The following is a 20,014-nucleotide window of genomic DNA, read 5'->3' as shown; positions in this document are numbered from 1 at the left end:
GACAGCGGGTGAACAGTGAGGCGATGACCACGCTCTACGACGCGCTCGGCGGCGCGGACACCGTCCGCGACCTGGCCGCGGCGTGGCACCGCCGGGTCCTGGACGATCCGGTCGTCAGCCACGCGTTCCGCCGGTTCAAGGCCGACCACACCCGGCGTCTGGCGGCTTACTGGGCGCAGGCCTGGGGCGGCCCTTCGGCGTACACCTCGAGCTACGGCAGCGAGTCCGACCTGGTGCGCATGCACTCGGGCAACGGCGAGCACGAGGAGATGAACCGCCGCGCCGTGGCCTGCTTCGACGCGGCGATGACCGATGCCGCGATCAACGAGGATGCACTACGCAACGCGCTCCATGACTACTTCGCGTTCATGACGAACGGCCCGATGTACGCGTATCACGACAGCCCCGACCAGGTGCCGGACAACCTGTCGATCACCCGTTGGGGGCTCGGCGGTCGCATCGAGGGCTAAGGCCCATCCGGGCGGGTCAACCGACTCGGCCGCGGCAGGCGAGAATTGCGCGGGTGACCAACCGACAAACCAGCCAGGACAGCACGGCCGATGAGAACGACGACCGCTGGCGTGCGCTGGCGGTCTGCCTGGTTGCCGGATTCATGACCCTGCTGGACGTCTCCATTGTCAACGTCGCCCTCCCGGCCATCGCCAAGGGGATCCACGCCAGCTCCAGCGAGTTGCAATGGATCGTCTCGGGATACGCGCTCACGTTCGGCCTGGTGCTGGTCCCCTCCGGCCGGCTGGGCGACGTGCTCGGACGGCGGACGATGTTCATCATCGGAGTGGTCGTCTTCGGGGTGTCCAGTCTCGTGTGCGGACTAGCACCGAACCCGGCCGTGCTGGTCGCGGCGCGCCTGATCCAAGGCGTCGGCGGTGGCATTCTCAATCCGCAGGTCAGCGGTTTGATCCAGGAGATGTTCTCCGGCAGCGAGCGGGGCCGGGCTTTCGGTCTGCTCGGCGCGACGATCGGGATCTCGACCGCAGTCGGCCCGATCACCGGCGGAGCGATCCTGTCCTGGCTGGGCGACGATGCCGGGTGGCGGTGGATCTTCCTGGTCAACATCCCCATCGTCGTCGCTGCGGTCGTCCTTGCCCGCCTCTGGCTGCCGCCCGCCAAGCACAAACTGCGCGACCTCAGCGCCGACCTGGACCCCGTCGGCGTCCTGCTGCTCGGCGCCACGGTGGTCCTGCTGCTCCTACCGCTGGTGCAGAACGGCCAACAGGGCGGGACTGCGCTGCCTTGGTGGCTGGCCGTGATCGGCGCACTCTTCGGAGCCGGGTTCGTGTGGTGGGAACGCCGCTACCGCGCGGCAGGCGGCGACCCACTGGTGGACCTGAGCCTCTTCTCCGTGCCTGGGTACACTCCGGGCGCGGTGATCGGCACCGTCTATTTCGCCGGTTTCACCGGGATCTTCTTCGTCCTCACCATCCACTTCCAGGTGTCGTTGGGGTATTCGCCATTGATGGCCGGCCTGGCCGTCACCCCGTTCGCCGCGGGATCGGCGATCACCTCGGCCCTGTCGGGTCGCCTGGTCGGACGCTTCGGCCGGTCGATGGTCACCGGCGGGCTGCTGCTGGTCCTGATCGGCCTGATCGCCGTCGACGTCGTGCTGACCACCGTGCACGGGGCCCGGACCGGCTGGGCGCTCGCGGGGCCGCTGCTCGTTGCCGGCCTGGGTAGCGGTCTGGTCATCTCCCCCAACGTGACCCTCACCCTGCAAGACGTTCCGGTACGCCGCGCGGGCACCGCCGGCGGAATGCTGCAGACGGGGCAGCGGATCGGGACCGCTGCCGGCATCGCCCTCGTGGGATCGGTGTTCTTCTCCAGCGGATCAGGCGGGCAGGACGGTGCCTCTGCCGCCATCCGGGTCACCGCGGCGCTCGTCACGGTCGCGCTGATCGCCTCGCTCGTCGATCTGCGCGGCCGCAGACGCCCGCACGGTCGACACGAAGTCTCCCCATCGCTGTGAGGCTCAGCGCCGCCGGGTGACCAGTTCGCCGATGAGCATCGCCTGGGCTGCGGCGTAGGTGCCCAGCACGAAGACCTCGGCCAGGACGCGCGGCACCCGTCCCTCCAGGAGCACCTCCCGGATCAGGATCATCGAGTCCGAGGCCAGGAAGAGCACTCCCCCGCATTGCATCGCCCTGCTCGGCGCCGACCAGGCCATCGTGGTCATGCCCCCCAGCAGCACGCCGTACGTCGTGATGATCGGGTCGGGCGCCGACGCCTCACCGCCCCTCATGTCCAGCACCGAGAGGCACGCCAGCCAGGGAACGACCGCGGCCATCCGACCGGCCTTGGGCCGGACTCCGTTGCGCGCCATCATGGCCATGTAACCGATCTGCTGCACGCCGAACGCAACTGCGCCCGAGCGCAATTGATGCCGCTGCGCTTCGACTGACGGCTTGCCCCTTCGCGGGAGCAGCAGGATGTCGCCAAGCCACCCGGCGCTGCTCGCGGCGTACAGCAACGGGTCGCGGCTGCCCCGGGCGCAGGCGCCGGCCTGCAAGGTCGGGACCAGGACGGACTTGGTCACCGCGTGCACTCGGCGCCGATCGAGTGCTCCGGACAGTGCTGTGACCGTCGCCAGCGGCACGTAGGCGACCAGTTCGGGACGACGCCGCACCGCAGCGACGACAGCGGCTCGAAGGCGGGACCACGACGGCATGCGGCCCAGTATGTAATCTGTGTCACTACATCTGTAAATCGAGCTGGAGGATCCATGGCCGACAAGCCCGCCCCGAACAACCTGCAGGCCGAGATTGAGGTCGACGCACCCCCGGCCGCGGTGTGGGCGCTCGTCTCCGACCTTCCGGCCATGGCGCGCTGGAGCCCGCAGACGTTCCGCACCTTCCTGCGCGGGTCGGGCAAGGGCGCCAAGATGATCAACATCAACAAGGCGGGCTGGCGGATCTGGCCGACCACCTCGATGGTCAAGGACTTCGAGCCCGACAAACGGCTGATGTTCAAGGTCCGCGAGAACAAAGCCCGATGGAGCTACGACCTCGAGCCGCTCGACGGCGGCACCCGCACGAGGATCGTCGAGACCCGCGACGTTGCCGATGGAACCTCGAGCATCTCGCATTTCCTGGTCGATAAGTTCTTCGGCGGCAACACCAACTTCGAGACGGTGCTCAAGGCGGACATGCACAGGACACTTCAGCGGATCAAGGCCGAGGTCGAGGCGTCCTGAGCGGCTGCGTCTTCTGCTCCATCATCGCCGGCGACACACCGGCATTCGTCGTCGCGCGTGACGAGCACGCGATGGCCTTCCTGGACGTCAGACCGGTTTTCAAAGGACATGTCCTCGTCGTTCCGCTCGACCACGTCGTCACCCTCGGCGATCTACCTGCCGAGCTCCTGGCCCCGTATTTCGCTGCGGTGCAACGTATTTCAGTCGCCTTACCTGCGGCGCTCGGCGCGCAGGGGACGTGGGTCGCCGAGAACAACGTGGTCAGCCAGTCGGTGCCGCACCTGCACACCCACGTGGTGCCCCGCACCAAGGGCGACGGCCTTCGGGGCTTCTTCTGGCCGCGCACGAAGTACGCGGAGGGTGAAGCGCAGGAGTACGCCGACCGGATCCGTGCCGCTTTAACCTGAGATCCCCATCTGGTCCAGCAGGAACGCCAGCTCGAAGGCGACATCGCGCAACGCGTCGTAGCGCCCGGACTGCCCGCCGTGACCGGCCGCGGTCTCCGTCTTCAGCAGTACTGGCCTCTTCTGCGGGTCGCTGGTCACTGTTGCGCGCAGCTGCTGCACCCACTTGGCCGGTTCGGTGAAGAAGACCCGGGTGTCGTGAAGACTGGTCGTGGCCAGGATCGAGGGATAGTCCGCCGCTGCGACGTTCTCGTACGGCGTGTAGGACTTCATGTACGCGTAGACCTCCGGGTCGGCCAGCGGGTTGCCCCACTCCTCCCACTCCCCCGTGGTCAGCGGCAGACTCGGGTCCAGGATCGTGGTCAACGCATCGACGAAGGGGACGGCCGCGATGACCGCTCGGAACAGTGACGGGTCCTCGTTGACCGCGGCGCCTATCAACAGACCTCCAGCCGAACCTCCCTCCGCGACAAGGCGATCGGCCGCCACCCAGCCCTCGTCGATCAACGCGTGCCCGACGTCGACGAAGTCGGTGAAGCTGTTCCTCTTGGCCAGCAACCGGCCGCCGTCGTACCACGCGCGGCCCAACTCGCCACCGCCACGCACATGCGCGATAGCGACGACGACGCCGCGTTCGAGCAGCGGCAGCCAGGACACCCGCACGGCCGGATCCGTCGGGTGCTCGTAGGCGCCGTACCCGTACACGTACCCCGGGTTGGCGCGATCCGGACGCACATCGCGGCGATGGATGACCGACACCGGCACCGATGCGCCGTCGCGGGCGGTTACCCATAGCCGCCGCTCGACGTACTGCGAGGAGTCGAAGCCGGGCACCGGTCGTTGCCGCAGGATCTGCACCTGCCCGGTGGCCGGGTCGAATTCGCCGATCGCGCGGGGCCGCAGGAACGAGGTACTGCTGATCTGCAGCACCGAGGTGTCGTACATCGGGTTGGATCCGACGGTGACACTGGTGAGTTCGCTGTCCACCGGCAGGTCGATCGGCGCACCGAAACCGTCGCCCTCCTTCGGCAGCACGCGCACCGCCGGCAGGCCCTCGCGACGCATCGAGACCGCCACGAAGGATGCGAAGGCGTGCGCCGCCGCGATCCGCTCCGTGCCCTCCCCGGTCAGCACGGGCTGCCAGTTCGCCCGGCCCGGGTCAGCCAGCGGGGCAGCGGCCAGGTCGAAGTCCGGCCGGTCGAGGTTGTGCACGATCAGCAACCGGTCGCCATCGATCTCGGGGACGTACTCGACACCCTGGCTGCGCGGCTCGATCAGGATCGGCTCGGCCAGGGGCGAGTTGAGGTCGAGCACCCGGAACTCGGTCGTTGTCTTGGAGCCGGCACCGATCAGCAGCCACTGCTCGTCGCGACTGGTCTCGATCCCCAGATCGAATTTCGGATCATCTTCCTGCAACACCAATACGTCTGTGTCGGTGGGCTTTCCGATCTCGTGGCGCCACACCTGGTTGGTGCGCCATGCCTCGTCGCAGCGGGTGTAGAACACGTACCGGCCATCACGAGACCAGGCCAGACCGTAGACGACACCGCGCACGACATCGTCGAGGACCACGCCGTCGATGATCCGCCGCACCTGCAGGTCGTAGCGCTCGTCGCCGGTGGTGTCGGCCAGGATGGCCAGCAGCTGCTCGTCCGCACTGATCTCGAGACCGCCGACCTCATAGAACTCGTGGGCCCCCGCTTCGGCGTTCAGGTCGAGCAGCACCTGCTCGCCGGGCACGTCACCTTCGGGGTCCGGGCGACCCAGCCCCTCGACGTACGGCGATCGGCAGTGGATCTCGTACTGCTCACCTTCGCGGGTGCGCGAGTAATACCAGTAGTTGTCGGCGCGCACCGGGACGCTGACATCGGTCTCGCGGATGTGCGACTTCAGTTCGGCGAACAGATTGTTCTGAGCCGCTCCCAGGTGGGCGGTGCGGGCGGCGGTGTAGTCGTTCTCGGCGTCGATGTGCGCCAGGACGTCGGGATCTTCACGCTGGTCGAGCCAGGCCCAGGGGTCGAGGAACCGGTCCCCGTGGTGCTCACGGAGGCGATCACGGCGGGGTGCGACGGGCGGCACGGCAGCAGAACTCACCCGAGCAAATCTACGGTCACTCGTTGATCCCGGTTTGCTCCACCCCCGCGACGATCCAGCGCTGCAGCAGCAGGAACATCAGCAACAACGGGAGCATGGAGATCAGGGCAGCCATGAACATGCCGTGCAGATTGACGCTCTGCGCGGTCACGTAGGTCGACAGCGACAACTGCACGGTCCACGAGCTTTGGTCCTGGCCGATGACCAGTGGCCAGAGGAAGGCGTTCCAACTGCCGATGAAGGTGATGGTGCCGACCGCGGCGAGCATCCCGCCGGAGGTGGGCATGACGATCCGCCAGAAGGTCCGCCACGGCCCGGCGCCGTCGATCATCGCCGCCTCCTCCAACTCCCGGGGGTAGCCCAGGAAGTGCTGCCGGAACAGGAAAGTCGCCAATGCCTGGAACAGCCCCGGCACGATCAATCCGCGCAGGGTGGAGACCCAGCCGAGCGTGGACACCATCACGAAGGTCGGCACAAAGGTGACGGCCGCGGGGATCAGCAGCGTGGCCAGGACCAGGTAGAACACCGCGTTGGCGTAAGGCACCCGTGCGCGTGCCAACCCGTAGCCGGCCATCGCGGAGATCACCAGCACGACCACGGTCTGCGTGACGGCGATGATCGCGGAGTTCAACAGACTGTGCGCCAAGGGGACCGATGAGTCGGAGAAGACCTCGGTGATGTTGGACCACTGCGGGTTGCTCGGGAACCAGGTCCAGCCCTCGGGGTTGGTGATCTGCGCATCGGTTGACAGGGCGTTGCGAACCATCAGGTAGAACGGCACCAGGAAGACCAGCGCCAGCGCTACCAGCACGAAGTAGCGTGCGGTCGTCGCCACCCGCGACGAACTGCGATCCAGTCCCACGGCGGCCATCACTGCGCCCTTCTACCCAGGCCGGTGAGCCGGCCCTGCAGCAGCGCGAAGATCGCGATGATCAAGGTCAGGATGACCGCGCCCGCGCTGCCGTTGCCGAAGTCCTGCACGCTGCCCAAAGCAATGTTGTAGAGGTAGACCAGCGGCGGGCGAGCGTAGGGCGGATAGGTGCCGGAGCTGTTGACCATGAGGTTGTAGAACTCATCGAACGCCTGGAACGCGTTGACCAGCAACAGCATCAGCACCGCAGTCGAGGTGGCGCGCAACTGCGGGAAGGTGATGTAGCGGAACGCCTTCCAGCCGACGGCACCATCGAGCGCAGCGGCTTCGTACTGACCGCGCGGGATGCGCTGCAGCGCCGCCAGGAAGAGCACCATGTAGAACCCGACCTGCAACCAGAGGCGGACCGTGGTGATCACCAACCAGTACCAGGGCGGTTGCACCACCGACAGCCACGCGACCGGATCCTGGCCGAACAGGGCGAGCACGCTGTTGACCAGACCCGAGCTGACCCCGGAGAAGAGCGAGTTGCGCCAGATCAGCGCGGCCGCGACATAGGAACAGGCGATCGGCAGGAAGAACACCGACCGGAAGAATGCCTGCGCGAAGCGCACACTGTTGACCAGAACGGCCAACGCAAGGGATAGCGCGAAGGTGGTCGGGACGATGAACACCGCGAACACCACGAAGGTCAGCAGGCTGGAGCGGAACGCCGGATCCGACAGCATCCGGGCGTAGTTCCCCAACCCCACGAACTGCGTCGGGGTGACGGTGTTGCGGGCTTCGAAGAACGACAGGTAGATCGACCAGATGATCGGGATGACGGTGAAGACCAACAGCCCGGCGAGGAACGGCCCGGTGAAGATCCAGAACCACAGGTGCGGGCTAGTGGAAAAGCGACGACGAGCGGGTACGGCGGGCGGCCGCCCGGGGTACCCGCTGCGTCGGCGGACGTCGTACTCATCTACGGGTTACGCGAACCGTTTCAACTCGGTGCTGACGGTGCTCTCCACGGCAGCGAGGGTACTGGCCGGGTTTGCGCCGGAGCGGATGATCTTGTCGACGGCGTCACTGAACGCGGCGGAACTGGTCGGCGTCCACAGCAACGGGGTCTGCGCGTGGCCGTAGCTGTTGACGAACCCGGCCGCTTGCGCCGCGACTCCCGACTTCAGCTTGTCCGCCTTCGCGATCAGACTGGTGCGGGCCGGGATGTGGAAGCCATACGACTGCGCCCACTCGAGTTGTTTGTCGGTCTGGTCGACCCAGAGCCATTTCACGAACGCCTTCGCTGCATCGACGTGGCCGGATTTGGCGCTGACGGCGGACGCGTAGGCGCCGAACGGGACCGACTGCCGGCCGGCCGATCCGATGGCCGGGAACGGAAGCACTCCGAGGTCGTCCCCGAGGGTCTTGAGCAGTTGGGGCAGAGCCCACAGTCCCGTCCACTGCATCGCGGTAAGCCCTTGGGCGATCGCGTTGGGCTCGGACCAATCCGCCGGGGCGCCGAGCAGGAGGTGCCCGGAACCGAAGAGGGTGTGCAGCTTGGCCAGCGCCCCTTGCACCTCGGCATTGTTGAAGTCCGGCTTGTGGTCACTGGTGAGGTAATCGTGCCCGGACGACCACAGCACGGGGCCGCCCACCACCCCGGCACCGCCGTCGTTGCCGAGGAAGAGCCCCTTGACCTTCCCCTGGGTGAGTTTGCCTGCCGCGTCGATCAATTCGTCAAGGGTCTTGGGTGGTTGCACACCCGCCTGCTGCAGCAGTGACGGACGGTAGACCAGCAGTTGCAGATCGATGACCTGGGGGATCCCGTAGAGCTTGCCCTCGTAGGTCATCCGCTCGAGCATGGCAGGAGTGAAATCGGACTTGGCGTCGCCAAGCAACTCGCTGAGGTCGACCACCTGGTTGCCCGTGATCATGTCGATGGTCGGACCGTTACCCGCCTCGAAGACGTCCGGGCCGGCGTTGGTCAGGAGGAGGCGGCAACCTTCTTGTCGTAGTCACCGGGCACCCAGGTGACGTTGACGGTGGCGTTCGGGTACGCCGCGGCGAACCGCTTGACGGCGGCCTCGGTCCCGTCCTCGCCGTACTGGTGGTACCACTGCGCCAGCGTCGGTTTGCCGCCGGCACTCGAACCGCCGTCGGCCGGCCGGCCGGTATTACCACCGCACGCGGCCAGCGCCAAGCCGGCCAGACCCGCTCCGGCCGCACCCAGCACACTGCGTCGGGTGGCCCCGCTCGCTGCAGATCCCGTCATCGTTGCCGTCCTTTCGACCGCCGCGCATCCATAACGCAAACTGATGCAGACCATAACCCAAACGCGTGGCTTATCGACTGCGGTGGTTCAGCCTGCCACGCAACTGGGTCCCAGCAGCGCCTTCAGGTCACCGAAGAGGGCTGGTGAGGTCGTGACCCGCCACTCGTCGTCCAGCTTCATCGTCACGGTGCGGCCCGGTTGGACCAGACGTAGATGCACCTCGGTCGCACCCGGATGGCCGCCGAGCACCGATCGCAACCGCTGCACCGTGCCCTCATTGGCCAGGGACAGCGGCATGACGAGCGTGACCGGACCCCGAGCGTCGGTGCGCAACTCCGGCAGCTTCAGATCCTGGGCGTGGATCGACACTTCTTCGTCGCGGAACCGCAGCCGGCCCTTGATGACACAGACAGTGTCAGGGGTCAGCATCGTCTGGACCGTCATGTAGGTCTTGGCGAAAAACATCACGTCGATCGATCCCTCGAGGTCTTCGACCGTCGCGATAGCCCAGGTCTCACCCTGCTTGTTGCGTTTGAGCTGCACCGCCGTGATCAGTCCGGCGATGGTCACCATCGAGCCGTCGTCCGGTGCTTCGTCGCCGTGCAACTTGGCGATGGAGACATCGGCATGACTGGCCAGGATGCGCTCGATCCCGAACAACGGATGATCCGAGACGTAGAGACCGAGCATGTCCCGCTCGAATGCCAGCAGCGTCTGCTTGTCCCATTCGATCTCCGGCACCGGCGGCAGCGCCGCTAGCTGGACGCCCTCGTCGTCACCGAACCCGCCGAAGAGCGAGTCCTGCCCGACGGCCTCGTGACGTTTCTCCTCGACCAGGGAGTCGACGTACGTCTCATGGACGTGGACCAGGCCCTGACGCAGGTGCCCGAGATCGTCGAATGCGCCTGCCTTGATGAGGGATTCGACAGTCCGCTTGTTGCAGACCTGGGCCGGCACCTTGCGCAGGAAGTCCTCGAACGAGGTGAACTTGCCCTTCTCCTCCCGGGCGGCGACGATCCCCTCGACCACGCTGGCGCCCACGTTGCGCACGGCCGCCAGACCGAACCGGATGTCCTGGCCCACGGCCGCGAAGTCGGCCATCGACTCGTTGACGTCCGGCGGCAGCACTTTGATGCCGAGCTGCCGGGTGTCGGCCAGGTAGGTGGCCATCTTGGTCTTGTCGTCCTGCACCGAGGTGAGCAGCGCCGCTGCGTACTCCGCCGGATAGTTGGCCTTGAGGTACGCCGTCCAGCACGACACCAACGCGTACCCGGCGGCGTGCGACTTGTTGAAGGCGTAGCCGGCGAACGGCAGCATGACGTCCCACAGCGCCTGCGTTGCCTTCGGCGAGTAACCGTTGGCCGCCATACCGGAGGAGAAGTTGTCGAACTCCTTGGCCAGGATCTCCGGCTTCTTCTTGCCCATCGCGCGGCGCAGCAGGTCCGCACCGCCAAGGGTGTAGCCCGCGAGTTCGCGGGCTATCGCCATGATCTGCTCCTGGTAGATCAGCAGGTGATAGGTCTCACCGAGGATCGGGTCCAGGGCCGCCTTGAGCTCGGGGTGGATGGGCTGGATGGGTTTACGGCCGTTCTTGCGATCGGCGTAGTCGGTGTGTGCGTTGGCGGCCATCGGACCGGGCCGGTAAAGGGCGAGCACGGCGGTGATGTCCGCGAAGCCGGTCGGCGCCATCTGCTTGAGCAGGGTGCGCATCCCGCCGCCGTCGAGCTGGAAGACACCGAGAGTGTCACCGCGACCCAGCAATTGGTAGGTGGTCGGGTCATCCAGCGGGATGTTCTCGGTGGTCAACTGCTCACCGCGGTTGGCCTCGATGTTCTTCAGCGCCTGGTCGATGATGCCCAGGTTGCGCAGGCCCAGGAAGTCCATCTTGACCAGGCCCATCTCCTCGCATTGCGGGTAGGAGAAGCCCGTGATGATGGTGCCGTCCTTGTCCCGGCGGTGCAGCGGGATGAGATCCAGCAGCGGCTCGGCGGACAGGATGACCGCGGCCGCGTGCACGCCGGTGCCGCGGGTCAGACCTTCAAGGCCCATCGCGGTGTCGACGACCTTCTTGACCTCGGGCTCGGCGGAATACAGCGCCCGGAAGTCACCGCCCTCGGCGTAGCGCGGATGCTCGGCGTTGAACAGGTCCTTCAGCGGGACACCCTTGCCCTGCACGTCCGGCGGCATAGCCTTCGTGATCTTGTCACCGAGTGCGAAGGGGAAACCGAGGATCCGGTTGGCGTCCTTGACCGCGGCCTTGGCCTTGATCGTGCTGAAGGTGTTGACCTGCGCCGTGAACTCGGCGCCGTACTTCTCGGTGACGTAACGGACCATCTTGTCGCGCTGGCGGTCATCGAAGTCGAGGTCGACGTCGGGCGGGGAGATGCGCTCGGGGTTGAGGAACCGCTCGAAGAGCAGTCCGTGCTCCAGCGGGTTCAGCTCGATGATCCGGGTCAGGTAGGCAACCAACGATCCGGCGGCGGACCCACGGCCCGGACCAAGCGGCACCCCGTTGTCGCGGGCGTACTTGCAGATGTCCGCGACCACCAGGAAGTAGGAGCTGAAGCCCATCGGCTCGATGACCGCCATCTCGGTCTCGATCCGGTCCCACACCTCTTGCGGTGCGTCGTCGCCGAACCGATCCTTGACGCCGAGAGCGATCTGTTCGCGCAGGTAGGCCGCCTGGGTCTGGCCTTCCGGCACGTCAGGGAACTGCGGCATCCGGTCGACGTAGGTGAACACCTCGTCGTAGTCACCGACCATCTCCGCCACCCGCAGCGTGTTGTCACACGCTTCCGGCAACTCGCGGAAGACCTCGCGCATCTCGGCGGCAGTCTTGATGTAGTAGCCGTCGCCGTTGAACTTGAACCGACGCGGATCGTCTTTGTTGCGACCCACCCCGACACACAGCAGGTCGTCGTGGCTGTCGGCCTGGTCCTTGGTGATGTAGTGGCTGTCGTTGGTCGCCAGCAGCGGCAGGTCCAGACGCCCCGCGATGTCCAGAAGGCCCGAGCGCACCGATCTTTCGATGTCCAGGCCGTGGTCCATCAGCTCCAGGAAGAAATTCTCCTTGCCGAAGATGTCCTGGTAGTCGGCCGCCGCCTGTAGGGCCGCATCGAACTGCCCCAGCCGCAACCGGGTCTGCACTTCACCGGAGGGGCAGCCGGTCGTGGCGATGATCCCCTCGCCGTACTGCGACAGCAGCTCACGGTCCATCCGGGGCTTCATGTAGTAGCCCTCGTAGCTGGCCAGCGAGCTCAACCGGAACAGGTTGCGCAGACCTCGGCTGTCCTTGGCCCACATCGTCATGTGGGTGTAGCGACCGCCGCCGGAGACGTCTTTGCCGCCCTCCGCACTGGCGTCGTCGCCGCGCGCACCGTCGCGCGCCCAGAACTCCTGGGTGCGCGAGTGCCGGCTGCTGGGCGCCAGATAGGCCTCGATGCCCAGGATCGGTTTGACCGGGCCGCCCTTGGCCGCGGTGTAGAGGTCGTAGGCGCCGAACATGTTGCCGTGGTCGGACATCGCGATCGCGGGCATTCCGAGGTTTTCCGCTTCTGCCAGAAGGGGTTTCACCTTCGCAGCGCCATCGAGCATGGAGTACTCGGTGTGGACGTGAAGGTGGACGAAACCCGGATCTGAAGACATCGGGACGATTCTAGATCCGCCCGGCGACAGTCCACGCCACGGTCCGCCGCCGACGTACGTCCATGCAGGTCGGGAGCGTGTCCGGAGTGTCGCTCAGTCGGTGGCGCGCAACACGTCGAGCGCGTGCTGCAGGTCGGCCGGGTACGGGCTGGTGAACGTCATCCACTCCCCTGACCCCGGATGGGCCAGGCCCAGCTCGACCGCGTGCAGCCACTGGCGCTCCAGGCCCAGCTTCTTGGCCAGCCCCGGGTCGGCGCCGTAGAGGGGGTCGCCGACCAGCGGACGGTGCAACGCGCTGAAGTGCACGCGGATCTGGTGGGTACGCCCGGTCTCCAGGTGCACGGTCAGCAGCGATGCGGCTGGGAACGCCTCGAGCAGCTCGTAATGCGTGGTGCTGGAGCGTCCGGAATTCATGACCGCGAATTTGTAGTCGTGGTTCGGGTGCCGCCCGATCGGCGCCTCGATCGTGCCCTCGATCGGGTCGGGCAGTCCCTGCACCAGGGCGTGGTAGGTCTTGTCGACCGTGCGGTCCCGGAAGGCCTGCTTCAAAACGGTATAAGCGCGCTCGCTCTTGGCCACCACCATCAGACCGCTGGTGCCCACGTCGAGCCGCTGCACGATGCCCTGCCGCTCCGGCGCTCCCGAGGTGGAGATCCGATAGCCGGCAGCCGCCAGACCGCTGACCACATCAGGGCCGTCCCAGCCCACGCTGGGATGAGCAGCGACGCCCACCGGTTTATCCACCACCACGATCTCGCTGTCGTCGTAGACGATGCCCAGATCCTCGATGAGCTGCGGGCGAACCGTCGCCTTGCGCGGACCGAAGTCGGCCGGCATGCTCACCTCGAGCCACTGACCGGCGCTGACCCGATCCGATTTGCCGACCGCGCGCTGGTCGAGGGTGACCGCTCCCGCCGCCGCCAGTTCGGCCGCCCGGGTGCGGGAGAAGCCGAGCAACCGGGCGATCGCGGCATCGACGCGCTCGCCTTCCAGACCTTCGGGGATGGGCAGCGCCTTGACCTCACTCACGAGGCGTCATCGGGTACGTCGTGCTGGCGTCGGCCGTCGATCCCGACGCCCCGGAAGGCCAGCAGCGCGATCAGGCAGGCCGCGGTCACGACGCACATGTCCGCCACGTTGAAGACCGGCCAGTGCGGCAACCGCAGGAAATCGATGACGTGCCCCTGGCCACCGCCGGGCGGCCGCGCGAACCGATCGGTGAGGTTTCCCAGTGCCCCGGCCAGCAGTAGGCCAAGCGCCACCGCCCAGGGCCAACTGCGCAAGCGGCGCGCGATGAAGCAGATCACCCCGATGACGACGATCGCGATGATCGTCAGCACCCAGGTCGCATTCGTCGCGAAGGAGAACGCCGCACCCGGATTGCGCACCAGATCCAGTTGCAGCAGATCGCCGACGACCTGCTTGGGCGAGCCGGGTTCCAATGCCCGTACGGCCCAGGCTTTGGTCAGCTGGTCGACGGTGTAGCCGGCGACGGCGACAAGGACCAGCAGCGCGATGGTGCGCCGCCGGGGAGCGGTGGATTCGGTCTCGTGTGCGCCTATCGGCGTTCCTGCTTCTGTTTGCATGCCATGCATAGGGTCGCACGCGGGAAGGCCTGCAGTCGAAGTTTGCCCACCGCCTTGCCGCAACTCTCACAGATCCCGTAGGTCGCATCGGCAATCCGCTCCAGGGCGTGCTGGGATTGTTCGAGCATTGCCCGTGAGTTGTCCGCGAGCGAGAGCTCGTGGTCGCGTTCGACGTTCATGGTGCCCACGTCGGCCTGGTCGTCGCCGGCGCCGTCTCCGCCACCCCGGATCAGATCGGTGAAGTCGTGCTCGAAGTGCGCGACCTCACCTTCGAGACGCTGGACGTCGGCCCGCAACTCGGCGGCCACCTCGGCCAGTTCGCTGGGGGTCCAGGGCGACTCGTCCTCGGCAACGAGCAGGGCCGCGGCGGCCTTGCGAGCCGCCTGGTTGGCAGTGGCCTTCTTGGCCGCCGTGGTGGTCGCCGACGCTGCTTTCCGGGCAGCGGCGGTCTTGCTGGCCGGTGCCTTGTCCGCCGGTGCTTTCGACGCCGCCCGCGTAACCGTTGTGGTCGCCGCGGAAGATCTCGAGCTCGCCTTCTTGCTCGCGGGCGCTTTGTCCGGGGCCGCCTTCTGGACCGGCGCCTTCTTCACGGCCACTGATTTCTTCACCGGCGCAGATTTCTTGACCGGAGCTGACTTTTTCGCAGCCGCGGTTTTCTCGGCCGCGGCGGTCTTCTTGACCGGCGTTGACTTCTTGGGGGCTGACTTCTTGGGGGCTGACTTCTTGGTCACTGATTTCTTGGTCGCTGTTGCTTTGGCGGTGCCGGGTTTGGCCGCAGCCTTAGCCGGCGCCTTCTTGGTCGGTGCCTTCGTGGCCGGCGCCTTCCTCGCGACAGCCTTTTTCTGGGCACCCCCGGCGGCGGTCGCGCTCCCCTTCGCGGCCGCTATGGGCGCGCGGTTGGCGGAACGGCCAGCGGTGCTCGTTGTCGCCGATGCTGGTTTCTTCACTGCCGGGATCCTCATCTCGAAGGACGCGCTGCAGATCGGGCGCGCAATTGGCTCAGAGAGTAGTGCAGAGCCGGCGCGAGAACGGTGACAAACGCGCACACATTAACGCCGATCACCCCGAAGGGTGATCGGCGTCAAGGTGCAGGTCGGAATCAGCTGGTCTGCTGCTGCTCCACTCCGGTGGTCTCCAACTGGTGCAGTTGACCGGTGATGTAGTCCTTGAGCTGCTTGCGGTAGTTGCTCTCGAACGACTTGAGGTCCTCGATGTCACCATTGAGTCGAGCTTTTTCGTTCTCGAGTTCGGTGAGAATGGTCGACTTCTTCTGCTCGGCGTCCTGAACCAGCGCCTGCGACTTCTCGGTGGCGTCGCGCACGAGCTGATCGCGCTTGGCTTCACCCTCACTGACCAACTGGTCGCGCTTCTGGGTGCCCTCGGCGAGCAGCGCCGCGTGCTTGTCCTCGCCTTCCTTGAACAACTGATCGCGGGCCGCCTGGCCTTCGGCAACGTGCTGGTCGTGCAGCTTCTGAGCCAGCGCGATCACGGTTGCCGCGCCCGCCTCGGGAGCGACCGCGGAGGACGCGACCGCCTGCTTGGCGCTCTCGGCCTGCTGCTCGGTGGCCGCGCGCTTGGTGCGCTCGACCTCCTGCTGGGCAGCCGCCAGATCCTGTTGCGCTGCGGAGATCTGCTGGTCGAGCTCCTTTTTACGGGCCTCGGCCTGCTGGAGCTGATCCTGGGTCTGGGTCAACTGGTCCTTGGCGGCCGCCAGTTCGTCCTGCAGCTGCTTGAGCTGCACCTCGTACTCATTGGCCTTTTTGGCGATGGCCGGGTCGGCCTCGGCGGACGCAGCAGCCCCGGTCGGCACCTCGGCGGTGACGTCGGCATCCCTGGCGGCCGATCCGCCCGCGGTAGCCGGTGCGGACTGACCCTTGGAGCGACGGCAATCGTCGAGCTGCGCGCTCAGCTGCTCGTTCTCGCTGTTCAGCCGCCGCAACTCCACCACGATCTCATCGAGGAAGTCGTCGACCTGGATCTCGTCGTACCCCTTGCCACCGCCGAATCCACGTGGCTTGGTGAACTCCTTCTTGACCACGTCTTCAGGCGTCAGCGCCATGTGTTCACCTCAGTGCTATCGGGTTGTCCGCGTCACGGCCGGCTGAGCCGGGGCGTGCGAAGGCAACAATTTGCGAGTAGTCCACTGCACACCATAGAAGATTGAAGCGGCTGCACACACTCGGGTGCTCCAATGAGCAGCCCGCAGCATCCGCACGCAGCGCCCTAGCGCAGTACCGACAGCAGCAGTGAGATGGCCAGGACCAGCACCAGGAACGCCAGGTCCAACCGGACATTTCCCAGGCGCAGCGGCGGGATCAGCCGGCGCAGGAACTTCAGCGGCGGGTCGGTGATGGTGTAGATGCCCTCGGCGACCACCAGCACGGGGCCGCGCGGGCGCCAGTCACGGGCAAAGACCTGTACCCAGTCCAGAACGAGGCGGCCGAGCAGCACGATGAAGAACAGGTACAGCAGGAGCGCGATCACCGATATGACGGTCGACATGGCAGTCATTGTGCGCCATCCGACACCGGGTCACGGCATCGGAGTGACTCAGCTCTGGTTGAACAGACCCCGGTTTGCCGCTGCGGCGTCGGCCTGGGAGGAACTGACCTCCACGCCGGCCGGTGACAGGAGGAACACCTTGGCGGTCACCCGCTCGATGGTGCCGTGCAACCCGAACACGAGACCGGCTGCGAAATCGACCAACCGCTTGGCGTCGGTGTCGTCCATGTCGGAGAGGTTCATGATCACCGGAACGCCCGCGCGGAACGACTCCCCGATGTCCTTGGCCTCGTTGTAGGTGCGGGGGTGGATGGTGTTGATGCGGCTCATTGCGTTGGCCTCGAACCTGGCTTGAGTGGCGACGGCGGTGTTCTTGGTGATCGGCGTGACGGCGGCCGGTGCGGGCGCGGCCTGCTCGTCGGCATAACCGGTGTCACTGTAGTCGTCGTATGCGCCGTATCCGCCGTCGGCGTAGGAATCGTCACCGCCCTGGTGGCCCTGGTCGTAACGGGTATCGGCCTCGGCCAACCCCAGGTAGACCATCGTCTTGTGCAATGCCCCGCTCACTGACTGCTCCCTTGTTCGACCCGGCCGTTCTCGGGTAGGACGCTACCGTCGTGCGGGTCGAACCCCCAGGATTGCGCTTCCGACACGCAGGTGTGTCGCCCCCGCGGCCACCGCTTGTTCCAGATCGCCGCTCATGCCGGCGGATATCAAGGTCGCACCGGGATGGTCCTCGTGCAGGCGCTGGGACAGGACCGCCAGCCGGTCGAACGCGGCAGCGGGGTCGACGTGCAACGGCGCGACAGCCATCAGGCCGACAAGTTCCAGACCCTCCGTCGTCGCCGTCGCGTCGGCGAGCGCAGGCAACTGCGCGGGAAGGACGCCGCCACGTCCCTCGTCGTCCCCGGCGAGATCGACCTGCAAGAACACCGGAAGCACCCGGCCCCGCTCCAGAGCACCGCGCGCGAGCGGCGCCAACACCTTGGCGCGATCCACGGACTGGACCACATCGGCGTACGCCGCGATGTGCCTGGCCTTGTTCGACTGGATCTGCCCGATGAAGTGCACCCGGAGCCGCTCGCGCACGTCCGGCGCCAGTTCGGCCAGTTTGGCGGCGGCTTCCTGGTCCCGGCTCTCGCCGATGTCGACGACCCCCACGTCGGCCAGTCGCTGCACGTCTGCCGCCGGGAAGTACTTGGTCACCACGACCAGATGCGCATCGCCGGCTGGTCGTCCCGCCGCATCACAGGCGGCGGCGATCCGCTCGCGGACCGCATCCAGGGCGCCGGCGAGTTCCTCGGTGCGCGCATCACTCACGACGCGGCCTCCCGCAACACGATGACGCCCCCGCCCCGCCCGCCGGGGCGGCCCCGACGGTGGGAGAACAGGTTTGGATCCTCCATGGTGCAGCCGGGGACCCACCTGACCTCGACGCCCGCCTCGGCCAACTGCCACACGACACCCGCAGGTACGTCGATCGCCGGAGTGCCGCGCCACGTCACCGACCGGGTGACCGGCCAGCGCCCGGCGACCGACTCCTGCAGGTCGCCCGGCACCTCATAGCAGCGGCCGCAGATGGCCGGACCGACAATCGCGTGGATCTGCTCAGCCCCTGCCCGGCGAAGCACCCGGACCGCCTCACCGACGATTCCGTCGGCCATCCCGACCCGGCCGGCGTGGACGGCTGACACCACACCGGCAATGGCGTCGTAGAGCAGGATCGGCACGCAATCGGCAGCCAGAGCGACCAGCGCCGAACCCGGCGTCGCCGTCACCATGCCGTCGGCAGGTTTCGACGGGGATCGATCGATGACCGGGACGACCGTCGTACTGTGCCGGCTGCTCATCAACAGCAGCCGCGACCGGTCGACACCCAGGGCAGCGGCCAGTTTGCCGCGATTGGTCTCGACGTTTGCCGGGTCGTCCCCGACAGCACCGCTGAGATTGAGCGAACCCAGCTCGCCGGTGCTCACACCGCCCTCGCGATCGGTGAAGTAGCAGTCGATGACCACACCACGCGGACCGGTGATCTGCTCGGACCAGAAGAACACGGCCGTCAGCCAACCGCCGGCGACGGGGTCATTTCAAGAAGTCGGGAACGTCCAGGTCCGGCCGGTCATCGAAAGTGACCTCGTTCGGGGGGACCACACCGGGCGCGCTCTGCGGCGGTGCACTGTCCTGGCCGGCGGGCTCGACCGGGACGACCGGTGGCTGCGCAGCCGCAGCCGGGGGCTCCGCAGCACGCGAGGCACTCTGGATCTGACCGAGGGCGCGGTCGTCAGCGCGTCGCTGCGGTGAACCGCCGTCGAATCCGGCCGCGATCACGGTGACCCGCACCTCGTCGCCCAGCGCATCGTCGATGACCGCTCCGAAGATGATGTTGGCCTCGGGATGGGCGGCCTCTTGCACAAGACGCGCTGCTTCGTTGATCTCGAACAACCCGAGGTCGCTGCCACCCTGCACGGACAACAGGACGCCCTGTGCGCCGTCGATACTGGCTTCGAGCAGCGGGGAGGAGATGGCCAGTTCGGCGGCCTTGATCGCCCGGTCGTCCCCGCGCGCCGATCCGATGCCCATCAGGGCCGACCCGGCCCCCTGCATCACGGACTTGACGTCGGCGAAGTCGAGGTTGATCAGTCCGGGGGTGGTGATCAGGTCGGTGATGCCCTGCACACCCGACAACAGCACCTGGTCGGCGCTGTGGAAGGCATCGAGCATGGAGATGTTGCGGTCGCTGATCGACAACAGCCGGTCGTTGGGGATGACGATGAGGGTGTCGACCTCTTCGCGCAGCGCACTGATGCCGGTGTCGGCCTGGTTGGCGCGGCGCCGGCCCTCGAAGGTGAAGGGGCGGGTGACGACGCCGATGGTGAGGGCACCCAGACCGCGGGCGATCCGGGCCACGACCGGCGCGCCACCGGTGCCGGTGCCGCCGCCTTCGCCTGCGGTCACGAAGACCATGTCCGCACCCTTGAGCACGTCCTCGATGTCCTCGGCGTGGTCCTCGGCGGCCTTCTTGCCCACCTCGGGGTCGGCACCGGCGCCCAGGCCACGGGTGAGTTCGCGACCCACTTCCAGCTTCACATCGGCGTCACACATCAACAGCGCCTGCGCGTCGGTGTTGATCGCAATGAACTCGACGCCCTTGAGACCGACCTCGATCATCCGGTTGATTGCGTTGACGCCGCCACCGCCGATGCCAACGACCTTGATGACGGCGAGGTAGTTCTGCGGATTGGCCACGGCCGGGGTGCCTTTCGGTGGGGCGTCAGTGATGCGAAACGTGCAGTCGTGCGCGTGGTGCAGGTCTATCACGCACGACCCTGGGTCTGAGCATCCGGTCGAACCTCAGACTTCGGGCCGACGCGGCGCTGCAACCATCATGCGAGGTCGAGGGTGACCTTGCCAGACGACACACCGCAGCCGGGAGTTCCTCGGTTTCTC

General features: G+C 66.8%; 20 protein-coding genes. 4 read left to right on the top strand and 16 right to left on the bottom strand.

The window, feature by feature from the left end:
• Window positions 1-23: 23 nt before the first annotated feature.
• Window positions 24-470, top strand: a complete 447-nt coding sequence (locus ACFQBT_RS06405) for a globin domain-containing protein (RefSeq protein WP_377821267.1) — start codon at window positions 24-26, stop codon at window positions 468-470.
• A gap of 53 nt (window positions 471-523) precedes the next feature.
• Complete coding sequence (locus ACFQBT_RS06400; protein ID WP_377821265.1) at window positions 524-1,984, top strand: MFS transporter; 1,461 nt, start codon at window positions 524-526, stop codon at window positions 1,982-1,984.
• A gap of 3 nt (window positions 1,985-1,987) precedes the next feature.
• Here ACFQBT_RS06400 and ACFQBT_RS06395 read toward each other — a convergent pair whose 3' ends face one another.
• Window positions 1,988-2,683 (bottom strand): lysoplasmalogenase family protein, encoded by a 696-nt coding sequence (locus ACFQBT_RS06395; protein ID WP_377821263.1) that lies wholly within the window; start codon window positions 2,681-2,683, stop codon window positions 1,988-1,990.
• 54 nt (window positions 2,684-2,737) lie between these two features.
• Here ACFQBT_RS06395 and ACFQBT_RS06390 point away from each other — a divergent pair, with 54 nt between their 5' ends.
• Window positions 2,738-3,208: an SRPBCC family protein gene (locus tag ACFQBT_RS06390; RefSeq protein WP_377821262.1), complete on the top strand. Its 471-nt coding sequence runs from the start codon at window positions 2,738-2,740 to the stop codon at window positions 3,206-3,208.
• Entirely contained in the window at window positions 3,205-3,615 is a 411-nt protein-coding gene (locus ACFQBT_RS06385) for an HIT family protein (RefSeq protein WP_377825385.1), read from the top strand. The genes ACFQBT_RS06390 and ACFQBT_RS06385 overlap by 4 nt, the downstream gene beginning before the upstream one ends.
• Here the strand turns inward: ACFQBT_RS06385 and ACFQBT_RS06380 are convergent.
• The 15 genes from ACFQBT_RS06380 to ftsZ all read right to left on the bottom strand — a co-directional run bounded on the left by ACFQBT_RS06380 (window position 3,607) and on the right by ftsZ (window position 19,813).
• Window positions 3,607-5,706, bottom strand: a complete 2,100-nt coding sequence (locus ACFQBT_RS06380) for a S9 family peptidase (RefSeq protein ID WP_377821260.1) — start codon at window positions 5,704-5,706, stop codon at window positions 3,607-3,609. The two genes, ACFQBT_RS06385 and ACFQBT_RS06380, sit on opposite strands and share 9 nt — an antisense overlap.
• Before the next feature lie 16 nt (window positions 5,707-5,722).
• Window positions 5,723-6,577: a carbohydrate ABC transporter permease gene (locus ACFQBT_RS06375; RefSeq protein WP_377825383.1), complete on the bottom strand. Its 855-nt coding sequence runs from the start codon at window positions 6,575-6,577 to the stop codon at window positions 5,723-5,725.
• A complete protein-coding gene (locus ACFQBT_RS06370; RefSeq protein ID WP_377821257.1) occupies window positions 6,577-7,413 on the bottom strand; it encodes a carbohydrate ABC transporter permease in 837 nt (278 codons plus the stop codon). The genes ACFQBT_RS06375 and ACFQBT_RS06370 overlap by 1 nt, the downstream gene beginning before the upstream one ends.
• A 135-nt stretch (window positions 7,414-7,548) precedes the next feature.
• Window positions 7,549-8,496: an ABC transporter substrate-binding protein gene (locus ACFQBT_RS06365; RefSeq protein ID WP_377821255.1), complete on the bottom strand. Its 948-nt coding sequence runs from the start codon at window positions 8,494-8,496 to the stop codon at window positions 7,549-7,551.
• Between the two features lie 50 nt (window positions 8,497-8,546).
• Window positions 8,547-8,834, bottom strand: coding sequence for a hypothetical protein (locus ACFQBT_RS06360; RefSeq protein ID WP_377821253.1), 288 nt, complete (start codon window positions 8,832-8,834; stop codon window positions 8,547-8,549).
• Window positions 8,835-8,921: 87 nt separating this feature from the next.
• Window positions 8,922-12,479, bottom strand: coding sequence for a DNA polymerase III subunit alpha (dnaE, locus tag ACFQBT_RS06355; protein WP_377821252.1), 3,558 nt, complete (start codon window positions 12,477-12,479; stop codon window positions 8,922-8,924).
• Between the two features lie 93 nt (window positions 12,480-12,572).
• Window positions 12,573-13,508: an RluA family pseudouridine synthase gene (locus tag ACFQBT_RS06350; RefSeq protein WP_377821250.1), complete on the bottom strand. Its 936-nt coding sequence runs from the start codon at window positions 13,506-13,508 to the stop codon at window positions 12,573-12,575.
• Entirely contained in the window at window positions 13,505-14,065 is a 561-nt protein-coding gene (gene lspA, locus ACFQBT_RS06345; protein ID WP_377821248.1) for a signal peptidase II, read from the bottom strand. The genes ACFQBT_RS06350 and lspA overlap by 4 nt, the downstream gene beginning before the upstream one ends.
• Window positions 14,038-15,012: a TraR/DksA family transcriptional regulator gene (locus ACFQBT_RS06340; RefSeq protein WP_377821247.1), complete on the bottom strand. Its 975-nt coding sequence runs from the start codon at window positions 15,010-15,012 to the stop codon at window positions 14,038-14,040. Before ACFQBT_RS06340 ends, lspA begins: the two co-directional genes overlap by 28 nt.
• A gap of 152 nt (window positions 15,013-15,164) precedes the next feature.
• Window positions 15,165-16,124, bottom strand: a complete 960-nt coding sequence (locus ACFQBT_RS06335; protein ID WP_377821245.1) for a DivIVA domain-containing protein — start codon at window positions 16,122-16,124, stop codon at window positions 15,165-15,167.
• 164 nt (window positions 16,125-16,288) lie between these two features.
• The gene (locus tag ACFQBT_RS06330) at window positions 16,289-16,567 is read right to left on the bottom strand and encodes a YggT family protein (protein WP_377821244.1); all 279 of its coding nucleotides are present in this window, start codon (window positions 16,565-16,567) and stop codon (window positions 16,289-16,291) included.
• A gap of 48 nt (window positions 16,568-16,615) precedes the next feature.
• A complete protein-coding gene (locus ACFQBT_RS06325; protein ID WP_377821243.1) occupies window positions 16,616-17,134 on the bottom strand; it encodes a cell division protein SepF in 519 nt (172 codons plus the stop codon).
• A gap of 42 nt (window positions 17,135-17,176) precedes the next feature.
• The gene (locus ACFQBT_RS06320; RefSeq protein ID WP_377821242.1) at window positions 17,177-17,887 is read right to left on the bottom strand and encodes a YggS family pyridoxal phosphate-dependent enzyme; all 711 of its coding nucleotides are present in this window, start codon (window positions 17,885-17,887) and stop codon (window positions 17,177-17,179) included.
• Window positions 17,884-18,621 (bottom strand): purine nucleoside phosphorylase YfiH/LACC1 family protein, encoded by a 738-nt coding sequence (locus ACFQBT_RS06315; RefSeq protein WP_377821241.1) that lies wholly within the window; start codon window positions 18,619-18,621, stop codon window positions 17,884-17,886. Before ACFQBT_RS06315 ends, ACFQBT_RS06320 begins: the two co-directional genes overlap by 4 nt.
• 28 nt (window positions 18,622-18,649) lie before the next feature.
• Window positions 18,650-19,813, bottom strand: coding sequence for a cell division protein FtsZ (gene ftsZ, locus ACFQBT_RS06310; RefSeq protein WP_377821239.1), 1,164 nt, complete (start codon window positions 19,811-19,813; stop codon window positions 18,650-18,652).
• Between the last annotated feature and the right edge of the window lie 201 nt (window positions 19,814-20,014).

Origin of the sequence: Branchiibius cervicis (genome assembly GCF_042661605.1) — a bacterium.
Taxonomy (GTDB): Bacteria; Actinomycetota; Actinomycetes; order Actinomycetales; family Dermatophilaceae; genus Branchiibius; species Branchiibius cervicis.
This window is presented reverse-complemented; position numbering and strand designations above follow the sequence as displayed.